The sequence below is a fragment of the Microbaculum marinum genome, assembly GCF_037855135.1.
Taxonomy (GTDB): domain Bacteria; phylum Pseudomonadota; class Alphaproteobacteria; order Rhizobiales; family Tepidamorphaceae; genus Microbaculum; species Microbaculum marinum.
Genome location: NZ_JAZHOF010000002.1, coordinates 298,400 through 310,925, shown reverse-complemented (window position 1 = coordinate 310,925; position 12,526 = coordinate 298,400). Strand labels below are relative to the sequence as shown.

13 protein-coding genes and 1 pseudogene are annotated in these 12,526 nt (G+C 68.3%); 12 read left to right on the top strand and 2 right to left on the bottom strand.

The features are described 5' to 3' along the window. The first annotated feature begins 44 nt into the window (after window positions 1–44). The 8 genes and pseudogenes from V3328_RS05010 (at window position 45) to V3328_RS04975 (ending at window position 7,090) form a co-directional block, all read left to right on the top strand. Window positions 45–2,363, top strand: coding sequence for an AAA family ATPase (locus tag V3328_RS05010; RefSeq protein WP_340328521.1), 2,319 nt, complete (start codon window positions 45–47; stop codon window positions 2,361–2,363). A gap of 364 nt (window positions 2,364–2,727) precedes the next feature. After that, window positions 2,728–3,264 (top strand): hypothetical protein, encoded by a 537-nt coding sequence (locus tag V3328_RS05005; protein ID WP_340328520.1) that lies wholly within the window; start codon window positions 2,728–2,730, stop codon window positions 3,262–3,264. Then, a complete protein-coding gene (locus V3328_RS05000; protein WP_081969308.1) occupies window positions 3,261–3,464 on the top strand; it encodes a hypothetical protein in 204 nt (67 codons plus the stop codon). Before V3328_RS05005 ends, V3328_RS05000 begins: the two co-directional genes overlap by 4 nt. Next, window positions 3,457–3,903, top strand: coding sequence for a DUF6362 family protein (locus tag V3328_RS04995; RefSeq protein WP_023851473.1), 447 nt, complete (start codon window positions 3,457–3,459; stop codon window positions 3,901–3,903). Before V3328_RS05000 ends, V3328_RS04995 begins: the two co-directional genes overlap by 8 nt. A 405-nt stretch (window positions 3,904–4,308) precedes the next feature. Beyond that, complete coding sequence (locus V3328_RS04990) at window positions 4,309–5,673, top strand: site-specific DNA-methyltransferase (protein ID WP_093359550.1); 1,365 nt, start codon at window positions 4,309–4,311, stop codon at window positions 5,671–5,673. A gap of 1 nt (window position 5,674) precedes the next feature. Next, window positions 5,675–6,184: pseudogene (locus V3328_RS04985) on the top strand (DNA cytosine methyltransferase); the annotation flags it as partial. Between the two features lie 202 nt (window positions 6,185–6,386). Then, the gene (locus V3328_RS04980) at window positions 6,387–6,869 is read left to right on the top strand and encodes a hypothetical protein (RefSeq protein WP_177208252.1); all 483 of its coding nucleotides are present in this window, start codon (window positions 6,387–6,389) and stop codon (window positions 6,867–6,869) included. Further along, a complete protein-coding gene (locus V3328_RS04975; protein WP_028720220.1) occupies window positions 6,866–7,090 on the top strand; it encodes a DUF7220 family protein in 225 nt (74 codons plus the stop codon). The genes V3328_RS04980 and V3328_RS04975 overlap by 4 nt, the downstream gene beginning before the upstream one ends. A 53-nt stretch (window positions 7,091–7,143) precedes the next feature. Here the strand turns inward: V3328_RS04975 and V3328_RS04970 are convergent, their stop codons facing one another. Beyond that, complete coding sequence (locus tag V3328_RS04970; protein ID WP_028720221.1) at window positions 7,144–7,716, bottom strand: DUF3489 domain-containing protein; 573 nt, start codon at window positions 7,714–7,716, stop codon at window positions 7,144–7,146. A 95-nt stretch (window positions 7,717–7,811) separates the two neighbouring features. Further along, window positions 7,812–8,084: a hypothetical protein gene (locus V3328_RS04965; protein ID WP_028720222.1), complete on the bottom strand. Its 273-nt coding sequence runs from the start codon at window positions 8,082–8,084 to the stop codon at window positions 7,812–7,814. 111 nt (window positions 8,085–8,195) lie between these two features. Between V3328_RS04965 and V3328_RS04960 the strand changes: the two genes are divergently transcribed. Genes V3328_RS04960 through V3328_RS04945 form a run of 4 tightly spaced genes read left to right on the top strand, consistent with a single transcriptional unit; the run spans window position 8,196 to window position 12,523 of the window. After that, window positions 8,196–8,792: a hypothetical protein gene (locus tag V3328_RS04960; protein WP_028720223.1), complete on the top strand. Its 597-nt coding sequence runs from the start codon at window positions 8,196–8,198 to the stop codon at window positions 8,790–8,792. Further along, window positions 8,740–10,743, top strand: a complete 2,004-nt coding sequence (locus V3328_RS04955; protein WP_083548831.1) for a phage terminase large subunit family protein — start codon at window positions 8,740–8,742, stop codon at window positions 10,741–10,743. Before V3328_RS04960 ends, V3328_RS04955 begins: the two co-directional genes overlap by 53 nt. A gap of 2 nt (window positions 10,744–10,745) precedes the next feature. Next, the gene (locus V3328_RS04950; RefSeq protein ID WP_177208251.1) at window positions 10,746–10,955 is read left to right on the top strand and encodes a phage head-tail joining protein; all 210 of its coding nucleotides are present in this window, start codon (window positions 10,746–10,748) and stop codon (window positions 10,953–10,955) included. Further along, a complete protein-coding gene (locus V3328_RS04945) occupies window positions 10,955–12,523 on the top strand; it encodes a phage portal protein (RefSeq protein ID WP_123644170.1) in 1,569 nt (522 codons plus the stop codon). Before V3328_RS04950 ends, V3328_RS04945 begins: the two co-directional genes overlap by 1 nt. Window positions 12,524–12,526: the final 3 nt, after the last annotated feature.

Sequence of the window (12,526 nt, the reverse complement as noted above, 5' to 3'; positions counted from 1 at the left end):
CCGACGAGCCCACCGAGCCATCCGAACCCGATCAGGAGCCAGCCATGCGCGACGACACGACGCCCGACGAGCCCAAGGAAAACATTGTCCATTTCAACCCGTGGCGCGACTTCAACGATGCCGCCCCGCAGATCGACGTCTTCGGCGACGAGCCCGACCCTGCGCAGATCGCGCAATTCATGCAGGTCGTCTTCGGGTATTGCGACGGTCTGATCCCTGTCCGCAGCTTCATCGACAAGGGTCAGGGCATCGATGGTCGCCCGCACAACATCTGGCTGGAAGCGGATCATTCCGCCCCCGAGAAGATGGCGACCTTCGCGACATGGGCCTCGCGCGAGGGCGCGGCAGTCTATGTGATCCCCGGCACCGTGGCCGCGCCCGGTCAGGCAAAGGCCGCCGATATTCTGCAGATGCAGACGGTGGTGGTCGATCTCGACACCGGTGACATCGCCGCCAAGCGCGCGCACCTCGAGCGCCACCTCGGCGCGGCCAGCATGGTGGTGGAAAGCGGTGGCGTGACGGCCGAAGGGCAGCGCAAGTGCCACGTCTGGTGGGCGCTGACCGAACCCGCCGAGGGCGACGACATGGCCCGCGTCTGCCGTCTGCGCGGCGACATCGCCGCAAAGGTCGGCGGCGACATGCATTTCCGCTCCGCCCATCAGCCGATCCGGGTGGCGGGCTCGGTCTACTACAAGAACAACCTCAAGACGCAGGTGCGCATCGTCGAACTGAACGCCGACCGCGAACGCGATCTGGCCGAATTCATCGAAGCCGTAACCGACATGCCGCCCGCACCGGGCGTGTCCCTGCAGCCTGCGTTCACCCATCCCGACAAGCCCGCCATGGACGAAGTGCTGGTCACGCCGGTGCGGGAGGGGGCGCAGGACGACTGGTCCCGCTTCGAAGGTGCGTCCGCCGCGATCGGGCATTTCATCCGCATGGTCCACGAGGGCCGGATGACAAAGGACGAGGGCTGGATCGGCATCTGCGGCTACAACGCCGCGATGCTGCGGCCCCAGTGGCCGGTCGAGCGGCTGAAGCGGGAATCCGAGCGGCTCTGGGAACGGCATGTCGAGAAATACGGCCCGCCGCTGATCCGGCTGGACTCCGGCGCACCGGGACCGGTCGAGATGCCCGCCTTCACGTTGGGCGCGCTGCTGGACGATCAGAGCCCGATGCCGGAGGACATCATCGCGCCCCGGGTGCTGACGCCGGGCGGACTGCTGGTGCTGGGCGGTGCGCCCAAGGTCGGCAAGAGCGACCTGCTGATCTCCTGGCTTGTCCACATGGCCGCCGGTGTGCCCTTCCTCGGCTTCACGCCGCCACGGCCGCTGCGGATCTTCTATCTGCAGGCCGAGATCCAGTATCACTATCTGCGCGAGCGGCTGAAGCAGATCGCCCTGCCGCCCGACGTGCTGGCCGCCGCGCGCGACACCTTCGTGGCCACACCCAAGTTGAAAATGCTGCTCGACAACGAGGGCAGCGTGCGGGTTGCCCGCGCGATCCGGACGGCATTCCCGGATGCGCCGCCCGACATCCTCTGCGTCGACCCGATCCGGAACCTCTTCGATGGCGGACCCGATGGCGGTGGCGAGAACGACAACACCGCCATGATGTTCTTCCTCAAGGAACGGGTCGAGGTTCTGCGCGACCACATCGACCCGGACTGCGGGGTCATCCTGATCCACCACACCAAGAAGCTCAGCAAGCACCAGGTGAAGGAGGATCCGTTTCTCGCGCTTTCGGGCGCCAGCGCCCTGCGGGGCTTCTACACCTCCGGGCTGATCCTGCACCGCCCCGACGAGGACGCGTCAGAGCGCAAGCTGGAGATAGAGCTGCGCAACGGCCCCGCGCTGCCCTCGAAGCTGATCGACAAGGTGCGCGGCCAATGGGTCGAGATCAACCCGATGAACGAGCGCCTCGTGCGCCAGGACATCGGCGCCAGGCATGATGCCGAGCGGGATCGGAAAAACCAGGTCGTCCTGGGGATGATCTTCGACGAGGCGGCCGAGGGTCGGCTCTACACCGCCACGCAGTTCGCGGAGGCCTTCGAGAACCAGCATGATCTCGGCGGGCGCTACAGCATCCGCGAGCGGCTGTCGGTGCTCGCAACGAAGGGCCTGATCAAGTTCCGCCGGAGCTTCACGGAGCACGGGTACGCCGGGACGCAATCGCATTTCGGATATCTCGTGATCAGGGACATGCGCTTCGGCCGCGATCCCGTGATCGACACGGACACCGGAGAGGTCCTTGCCGAGGGCGTCGCGGTGCTGCCGACCCACTACAAATGCCCCCATTCGGGCCGCGCGCGCGAGGTCGAGAACCCCGCCGTCTGGGTCTATCCGGAGGAGGTCCATGACTGACTTCCTCATCATGAGCGCGGCCTTCCTCATTCTCATCCCTTCCTCATGGCCCAATGAAATCAATGGGTTGGCGATGAGGATGAGGAAGGCCTTCCTCATCGACCCGCCTCATCCCTTGAGCCTTGAAAAATCAACGGGAACAGAGACTTGCGGCCAGAACATGAGACGAGTGGGCAAGCCCCCATACTACGTATGGGGAGGCCAACCGGCAGGTTTGGCCTCTCCTCCCATACGTCGAGGGTGTCCGCGCGCGGGCTCCGACGCTCCCAGCACATTCCGATCCGACGACGGCGGCCCCGTACCGCCAAGCACCAGGCCACCGTCGTCTTCCACCCGAGCAGCCAACCAGAAGAGGAGACCACCCATGGCTGACTTGACTCTCGCCACCTCCGCCCATGAGGCAATCCCCGATCTGCGGCCTGTCGTCCGCGCCAACCGGGTGACGCTGGCGCTCGACCTCGGCACCACGACGGGCTGGGCGCTGCACGGCATCGACGGGCTCATCACCTCCGGCACGGCGTCCTTCCGCCCCGGGCGGTTTGATGGCGGCGGCATGCGGTATCTCCGCTTCACCAATTGGCTCACCGAGATCGACCGGCTGTCCGGGCCCATCGCCGCCATCTGGTTCGAGGAGGTCCGCCGCCATGCCGCGACCGATGCCGCCCATGTCTATGGCGGGCTGATGGCCACGCTGACCGCATGGGCCGAACTGCGCGGCATTCCCTACGAGGGCGTCCCGGTCGGCACGATCAAGCGCCACGCCACCGGCAAGGGCAACGCAAACAAGGAGGCCATGATGGCGGCGGCCCGGGCGCGCGGCTTCTCCCCCGCCGACGACAACGAAGCCGACGCCATCGCGATCCTGCTCTGGGCGCTCGAGACCCGGGGAGGTGTGCAATGAGCGGCATGCGGTTCACGCCCAAGGGCTACGGCGGCCACCGCCGCAACCCCGACGAGGTCAAGCGCGACGGCTGGAAGGAACAGGGCCTGCTGGCCGTCGCCATCGACGATGACCGCCTGACCTGGCCGGAGCGGGAGCTGGTGCGCCAGCTCGGCGAGCGGCTCTACGGCAAGCGGGAACGGGAGGCGCGTCATGGGTGAGTGGACCACAGCGCAGGTGCAGGATCGGCTTGAACTTGCGGCGGGCGTGATGCGGCAGATGCCGGGCGTCATGCCACAGGGCTTCTTCAACGCATGGCCCGAGTATTTCCACAGCTTCGCCGACAAGGTCGGTCAGGAGCCGCAGATGCGTCGCCCGAGGCCCAGCCCGCGCCAGATCACACAGGCCGAGGAAGCGATGCTCTGGCTGCGCTGGCTCGAGCCCGAGGATGGGCGCCTGGTCTGGGCCCGCGCCGACGGCATGGCGTGGAAGCCGATCTGCTGGCAGTTCGGTCTGTCGCGCACGGCCGCGACCAAGCGCTGGCAGTACGGCCTCGCGGTGATCACCTGGCGGCTGAACGGTCGCGTGCCGTCGCCCCGGCGCTCGCAGCAGTTCGTCATCGAAAACGCCAATCGGCTGTCAAGAAAAATCGTCCTCTGAGGAAATTTTCGGGTGTACATCGCAGGGCCTTACACATTTCGTCGAGGCCGTTAGAAAACCAATATGCTCGGGAGATGAGCGCGCAGGCCGACGCCGTGCCGCTGGCTTCCGGGGTCCATCGAAGGGTCCAGCCGGGGTCCAATGGGCTAACCCATTGAGGTCTTGGTTCCTTCCTGGCGATATTCGTATGCTGGCGGGCGAAGCGCGGAACATCGCCAGCGACAGGGCCGGATTTTTGGGAAGCCACCCGGAAGCCGGAGCCACGCGCGCCCCGCGCAAACACCAATGAACGCTGGCCTTCCGACCGGACACCGCTGGTGGCCGCTGGACCCCGTGTGGAGTCCGGCCCGGCATCCGGAGTCCGGAAGCCACCGGCATCCACCCGACCGAGGAACCGTGCCCATCATGACGTTGAGCTTCGCCCCGGACGCGATCGAGACGTGGCCGCTGTCGCGCCTCCAGCCCTACGCGAAGAACGCGAAGGCGCATGGCGCGGATCAGGTCGCGAAGATCGCCGCCAGCATGGCCGAGTTCGGCTGGACCGTGCCCTGCCTCGTCGGCGAGGACGGCGAACTGATAGCAGGCCACGGGCGCGTGCTGGCCGCGACGCAGCTCGGGCTGACCGAGGCGCCGGTGATCGTGCTCGGGCACCTGACCGAAGCGCAGCGCCGGGCGTACCGGATTGCGGACAACAAGCTGACGGAACTCGGCACCTGGGACGAGGCGCTGCTGTCGGCGGAACTGAACGACCTGCTGGCCGAAGACTTCGACCTGTCGCTGGTCGGGTTTTCCGATGGCGAACTCGACAAGCTGCTGGCCTTCGATCTCGACGGTGGCGGCGAGGAAGAGGGCGCCGGGGGCTCCGTGCCGCCGGTGACCATCCCCGAACCCCCACGCAATCCGGCGTCGCGGACGGGCGATCTCTGGATCCTCGGCGATCACCGGCTGCTCTGCGGCGACAGCACCAGCGCGGCCGATGTGCGCCGCCTGATGAACGGTGAGCGCGCGATCCTTTTCGCGACCGATCCACCGTATCTCGTCGACTACGACGGCTCGAACCATCCGACCCGCAACAAGGACTGGTCGGCGTCCTACGGCACGACTTGGGACGACAGTTCGCAGGGCGCGGAACTCTATGACGGGTTCATCGCTGCAGCCGTGGCGGAAGCCATCGCCGAGGATGCTGCCTGGTACTGCTGGCACGCCTCGCGCCGCCAGGCGATGCTGGAAGCCTGCTGGGAGAAGGCAGGCGCCTTTGTGCATCAGCAAATCATCTGGGTGAAAGACCGGGGCGTCCTGACCCGGTCGCATTACCTCTGGAAGCACGAGCCCTGTTTCATGGGCTGGCGTCGCCCGAACCGCCCGCCGAAGGTGGCCGAGGAAACGCTGCCATCGACATGGGCGCTTCCCAGCTTCGCCAAGGATGACCGGCCTGACCATCCGACGCCGAAGCCGCTCGACGCCTTCGGGATCCCGATGCGCCAGCATGTGGCGCGGGGCGGCCTCTGCTATGAGCCGTTCTCCGGCTCCGGGTCGCAGATCATGGCGGGCGAGGCCAATGGCCGCCGCGTCTTCGCAATGGAGATCAGCGCGGCGTATGTCGATGTCGCCGTGGAGCGTTGGCAGGCCGAAACCGACAAGGACGCGATCCTCGACGGCGACGGCCGGACCTTCGCGCAGGTGAAGGCGGAGCGGCTGGGCGACGTCACCGATACGCCGGACACGGACGCCGAACCCGAACCCGCGCGAAAGCGCCAGACCGCCGCGTGACATGCATGACCTGGCTCTACCTTCCTCCGGAGACGCTTCCGGAGCCGGAGACGCATGTCTGTTCGGCCTCTCCCTCTGCTCCGGCGCGGGCGGTATCGACCTCGGGCTCACCATCGCCATCCCCGGATATCGTGCTGTGGGCCATGTCGAACGGGAAACCTTCGCCGCAGCCACTCTCGTGGCGCGGATGGAAGACGCGTCCCTGGATCAGGCTGTTGTCTGGGACGATGTTGCAACTTTCGACGGCCGCCCGTGGCGCGGCGCGGTGGACATCGTCACTGCGGGCTATCCGTGCCAGCCGTTCTCCGTCGCGGGCAAACGCCGGGGCGCCGACGACCCGCGCCACCTCTGGCCGCATGTCGCCCGCATCATCGGCGAGGTCGAACCGCCCTTCGTCTTCCTCGAGAATGTCGCCCATCATCTCCGCCTCGGCTTCCCCGAAGTCGCCGCAGGACTGGTCGGCATGGGCTACCGCCTTGCGGCAGGCCTCTTCACGGCGGCGGAAGTCGGCGCGCCCCACAAGCGCGAGCGGCTCTTCATCCTCGCCATCCGCGAAGGGGACGAGCTGGCCGACCCCGCGCGCCTGCTCTGGCACCCGGTCGAGTGGCGGGAACCGGACGGAACTGCTGCGGCTCTGGCCGACGCCAAGGGCCAGCGCCAACGAGAACAGGCAGACAATACCGACGCCGTCGCAGAAAGCGGGCCAGCACGGCATGAACCTGGCGACCACGGCTGCGATGTGGCCCACGCCGCAGACCGACAGTTTCCGCAGCCGGGGCGGCGAACGACGAGACGAGAAGGGTCTGGACCGCATGGCGCGGGACTGGCCGACGCCGATGGCGAACGACGGCTGCAAGCCGAGCGCGGGCAACCGCAAGACGGCCGATCTGACCCATGCGGTGGGATTGTGGATGACGCCGACGGCGCGGGATCACAAGGACGGGGCGACGACACTCGCGAACACGCCGGTGAACGGCCTGCTTGGCCGCCAGGTCCTGGTGACGCCGATGGCTGGGAGCGATACCTCCGAGCCGCGCCGGACCTTGAACCCGCTGTTCGTCGAGGCACTGATGGGTTGGCCCACCGGGTGGACCGGCTTCGCCTCTGTGGCAACGGCGTGGTCCCCTTGGTTGCGGCGCATGCGCTGCGAACTCTCGCGGCTGAACTGCTGGCCGATGGATGAGGCAGCGGCATGAAGCAGACCCGCCTCATGTCGCTGGTCGAGTCCGTCGCCAACGTGATCGTCGGCTACGGCGTCGCGGTCGTGACGCAGATCCTGATCTTCCCGATCTTCGGGCTGCACACGACGCTGGCGCAGAACCTGAAGATGGGCGCCATTTTCACCGTCGTCTCGATCGCCCGTTCCTTCGCCTTGCGGCGGGTGTTCGAGGCGATCCGGATGCGGAGCGCCAAATGATCGACCGCCGCCCCGTAGGGACGGCGGTCATCAGCTTGTCGGGGTCCGGCGCGTCAGGCGGCGGGGAGTTTGTACACGCGCCCCCGATCCTCGACCTTCTCCGAGGTCACCTCGAGCCCGAGCTTCTTCTTCAGCGCCCCCGCCATCGCGCCGCGCACCGTGTGCGACTGCCAGCCCGTCGCGGCCATGATCTCCTCGATGGTCGCGCCGTCCGGTGCGCGCAGCATGGCGATCAGCGTGGCCTGCTTGGTGCCCTCGCGCGGTGTGCGCGTCTTGGGCGCGGTTTCGGCTACGGTGGGGGTGTCCGGCGCGGCCTCCTCGGTAGGCGCGTCCGTCGCGCCCGCAGGCGCGGGGTTCGCGTCCTCGGTCTCGATCCCGATGGCGGCAAGGCCCGCGTCGGTGGCAACCAGCGTGACGCCGTGGCCGTCTCCGGTCTCGCGCCACATAAGCTCGCCCTTGCGCGTGTCGGCGTCGACCTCCTGCAGGAAGTTCTTCGCGAGCATCGCGCCGACCACCTTGGCAGCGGCGCCGCCGCGCAGGCTCTCGGGCAGCGGCAGTGCGATGCGGTCCTCGCGCTGTGCGGCGGCGCTGAGGATGATGGCTTGGGTGTCAGAAAGCTTGGTCATGGGATCGTCTCCGTATTCGGGCCCGCGTCATGCGGCGCCTCCTACGACCCCGAGCCGCGCAGGGCGCGCGGCGGGAGTTCCGGCAGTGCCGGAGATCAGCGGGCGTGCTCGCCCTCGCCGAAGGCGCTGTCGGTGATGCGCTTCAGGAGGCTGGCGTAGTGTTCGAGGGTGCCGACATGGCCCCAGTTGATCTCGTCGGGGTGGGCGTTGAAGTGGTCGTCGCTCAGCGTCTGCAGCCGGGCGAGCATCTCGTCGATCTCGGCCTTCTTGCCGATGAAGGCCGCGAGCGCGGCTTCCTTATTCCGGCGCGCCTTCTCGGCGCGGAGTTCGTGGCGCGGGGTGGTGATCGGGTTCAGGCGCGTGGTCATCGTGATGGCTCCTTGGTGAGTTGCATCGTCCTTCTGAACGGACGTTCGCTCCGGTCGCGCTGCTTATCAACTCGATAAGAACATGATTTCGATAGATAATCGGAGCCGTCGATGCAGGGCATGAGCGAGCGCCAGTACGCCGCGCATGTCGGGCTGTCGCGGGGCGCGATCCAGAAGGCCAAGGCCGCCGAGCGGCTGGTCCTCTATCCCGACGGCAGCATCAACGCGGCCGCCAGCGACGCCAGACGTGCCGAGACGACCGACCCGTCCAAGACCCGCAAGCCGCCCACGCCGAAGCTGAAGCCCGTCCCCGAGGCGGCCGTGGCCGCTGTTGGCGACACGCTGCGTGAACAGGGGCTGGCAGTCCCGGCCGTCGGCGGCGGCACGACCTTCCTGCAGGCGAAGACCGCGAACGAGGTGCTGAAAGCGCAGGAGCGGCGCATCCGGCTCCAGAAGCTGAAGGGGGAGTTGATCGAGCGGGCCCGCGCGCTGGCGCTGGTGTTCCGGCTGGCGCGGGAGGAACGGGACGCGTGGGTGAACTGGCCTGCACGCGCGGCGGCGCTGATGGCGGCCGAACTGTCAGCCTCGTGCGCCGACGTGACCGGCCAGCAGATCACCGTGGAGCCAGCCGCGATGCAGAAGGTCCTGGAGAAACATGTACGCGCCCACCTCGACGAACTCGCCGAGGTCCGGCCCGACTTCCGGTGACGATGATGGCCTGATCGACTTCGACGGCGCGGGCGAGATCCTCCGCGCCTGGGGCAACGGGTTGCGGCCCGACCCGGACCTGACCGTTTCGGAATGGGCGGACCGGCACCGGATGCTCTCGGGGCGGGCTTCAGCCGAACCGGGGCGGTATCGCACCGTGCGCACGCCCTACATGCGCGAGATCATGGACCGGCTGTCGCCGGGGGATCCCACGCAGCGGATCGTGTTCATGAAGGCGGCGCAGGTCGGCGCGACCGAGGCGGGCAACAACTGGATCGGGTTCGCGATCCACCAGGCGCCGGGTCCGATGCTGGCGGTCCAGCCGACCGTGGAACTGGCCAAGCGCAACTCGCGCCAGCGCATCGACCCGCTGATCGATGAAAGCCCAGAGCTGCGGGAGCGGGTGAAGCCCGCGCGATCCCGCGATGCGGGCAACACGATGCTCTCGAAGGAGTTCGCGGGCGGCATCCTGATCATGACGGGCGCGAACTCGGCGGTCGGGCTTCGGTCCACCCCGGCGCGCTACATCTTCCTCGACGAGGTCGACGCCTATCCCGCCTCGGCCGACGAGGAAGGCGATCCGGTCACGCTCGCCGAGGCGCGCTCCCTGACCTTCGCCCACCGGCGCAAGGTGCTGCTGGTCTCGACGCCCACGATCCGGGGGCTGTCGCGCATCGAGCGCGAGTACGAGGCCAGCGACCAGCGTCGGTTCTTCGTGCCGTGCCCACAATGCGGCCACGCACAATGGCTGAAGTTCGACCGGCTGCGCTGGCAAAAGGGCCGCCCGGAGACGGCCGAGTATCACTGCGAGGGCTGCGACGCGGCAATCGCGGAACACCACAAGACGGCGATGCTGGAGGGCGGCGAATGGCGGGCGACCGCCACGGCCGCCGATCCGACCACGGTCGGGTATCACCTTTCGGCGCTCTATTCGCCGATCGGCTGGCTGAGCTGGGAGCGGATCGTGCGGTCATGGGAAGCAGCCCAAGGGTCGGACGAGGCGATCAAGGCGTTCCGCAACACGATCCTCGGCGAGACATGGGTCGAGACCGGGGAAGCGCCCGACTGGCAGCGGCTCTACGACCGGCGCGAACGCTGGAAATCCGGCACGGTGCCAGCAGGCGGGTTGTTCCTGACAGCCGGAGCCGACGTGCAGAAGGACCGGATCGAGGTCGATGTCTGGGCCTGGGGTCGCGGCTTGGAAAGCTGGCTCGTCGATCACGTCGTCATCGAGGGCGGGCCCGACCGGCACGACGCCTGGTCGGAGCTGACCGCGCTGCTGGACAGGTCCTGGCCGCATGAACGCCGCGCGCATCTCAGGATCGCGCGGCTCGCCATCGACACCGGCTACGAGGCCCCGGCGGTCTATTCCTGGTCGCGGGCGCAAGGCTTCGCGCAGGTGTCGCCGGTCAAGGGCGTCGAGGGGTTCAACCGCTCGAGCCCGGTGTCGGGGCCGACCTTTGTCGACGCGACCGAGGGCGGCAAACGCCTGCGGCGCGGGGCGCGGCTCTGGACCGTGGCGGTCTCGACCTTCAAGGCCGAAACCTACCGCTTCCTGCGGCTGGCACGCCCGACCGAGGAGGAGATGGCCGACGGGGCGGCGTTCCCGCCCGGCTCGGTGCACCTGCCGCACTGGGTCGAGAACGAATGGCTGAAGCAGTTCGTGGCCGAGCAGCTGGTGACGGTGCGCACCAAGCGCGGCTTCGCCCGGCTGGAATGGCAGAAGCTGCGCGAGCGCAACGAGGCGCTGGATTGCCGGGTCTACGCCCGCGCAGCCGCCTGGATCGCGGGCGCGGACCGCTGGCCCGACGAGAAATGGCGCGACCTCGAGGATCAGCTCGGGGCCGCCCCCACCGACACCGATCCCGCCGGGCAGATCAACCGGCCGGGACAGGCCCCGCAGGGCAAGCGCCGCTCCGACTGGCTCGGGCGGCGGGAGGGATGGTTCTGAACATGATCGACTGGACGGAAACCGAGCTTTCGGCGCTGCGCCGGGCCTATGCCAGCGGCACGACGCGCGTCAGCTATGACGGCAAGTCGGTGGATTACGGCTCGGCCGAGGATCTGCTCGCCCGCATCCGGACCATCGAGCGCGCCATCGCGGGCTTCAGCCGCCCGCTGCCCGTGGCGGGGCTCGCTGGCTTCTCGCGCGGGGATCGCTGATGTCGGCGACCTGGTTCGACCACGCCATCGCCACGGTGGCGCCGCGCATGGCGGCTCGGCGCGTGATGGCGCGTCAGGCATTCGAGACGCTGACGCGTGGCTATGACGGCGCGGCGCGCGGGCGACGGACGGACGGCTGGCGCGCGCCGGGATCCTCGGCCGACACCGAAATCGGCGTCGCCGGGGCGCTGCTGCGCGACCGCATGCGCGATCTGGTGCGCAACAACCCGCATGCGGCCAAGGCCGTGGCGGTGCTGGTCAACAACATCATCGGCGCGGGCATCATGCCCCGCGCCGCTAGCGGCGACGACAAGCTGGACCGGAAGGTCGATGCGCTCTTCGAACGCTGGACGGCGGACTGCGACGCCGATGGCCAGCTTGACTTCTATGGCCTGCAGACGCTGATCTGCCGGGAGATGGTCGAGGCGGGCGAGGTTCTGGTGCGCCGCCGCCTGCGGCGCGCGAGCGACGGCCTGCCGGTGCCGCTGCAATTGCAGGTGCTGGAAGCCGACTTCCTCGACGCCACCAAGTCCGGAGCCCTCGGCGCAGGGCGCCTCGTGCAGGGGATCGAGTTCGACCCGGTCGGGAAGCGCCGGGCTTACTGGCTGCATGCCGAGCATCCGGGCGACGCCTACGGGGCCTTGCAGAACGGGTTGCAGAGCCGCCCGGTCCCCGCGACCGAGATCGCCCATGTCTACGAGAAGCAGCGCACGCAAGCGCGCGGCGTCCCCTGGGGCGCGCCGGTGATCCGGTCGTTGCGTGATCTCGACGACTATGAAGTGGCCGAACTGGTTCGCAAGAAGACCGAGGCCTGCGTCACCGCCATCGTCTTCGGCGACGACGAGGCGCAACAGGGCATCGCGCCCTCCGTGGTCGATGCCGACGGCAACCGGGTGGAACAGTTCGAGCCGGGGCTGATCGCCTATGCCCGCGGCGGCAAGGACATCCGCTTCAACCAGCCCTCGGCGACGGGCGGCTACGGCGAATACAAGCGCGCGAGCCTGCACACGATCTCGGCAGGCTTCCGCGTGCCCTACGAGCTGCTGACGGGGGACCTGTCCCAAGTGAACTACTCCTCGATCCGGGCGGGTCTCGTGGAGTTCCGCCGCCAGATCGACGCCGTCCAATGGCAGCTGTTCATCCCGATGTTCTGCGCCCCGGTGTGGCGGTGGTTCACGGAAGCCGCATGGGCGGCGGGGCAGATCCCGTCGCCGATCGTGCCTGTGGAATGGTCGCCGCCGAAGTTCGAGGCGGTCGATCCGCAGAAGGACGCGATGGCGAACCTGCTGTCCATCCGCTCGGGCACCATGACGCTGGCCGAGGTGATCGCCCGGCAGGGCCGCAACCCCGACGCCGTGCTGGCCGAGATCGCGGCGACCAACGCCAAGCTCGACGCGCTGGGGTTGGTCCTCGACAGCGACCCTCGCCGCGTCACCAAGACCGGCAGCGCACAATCCAAAGACGGGGCCAGCGATCCGGCGAACGATCCGGCCGCCGACGAACCAGACGCCGACGACCCGACCGCCGACGCGGATACAGACCCGGCGCAGGCCGACCAACAGGACTGACCT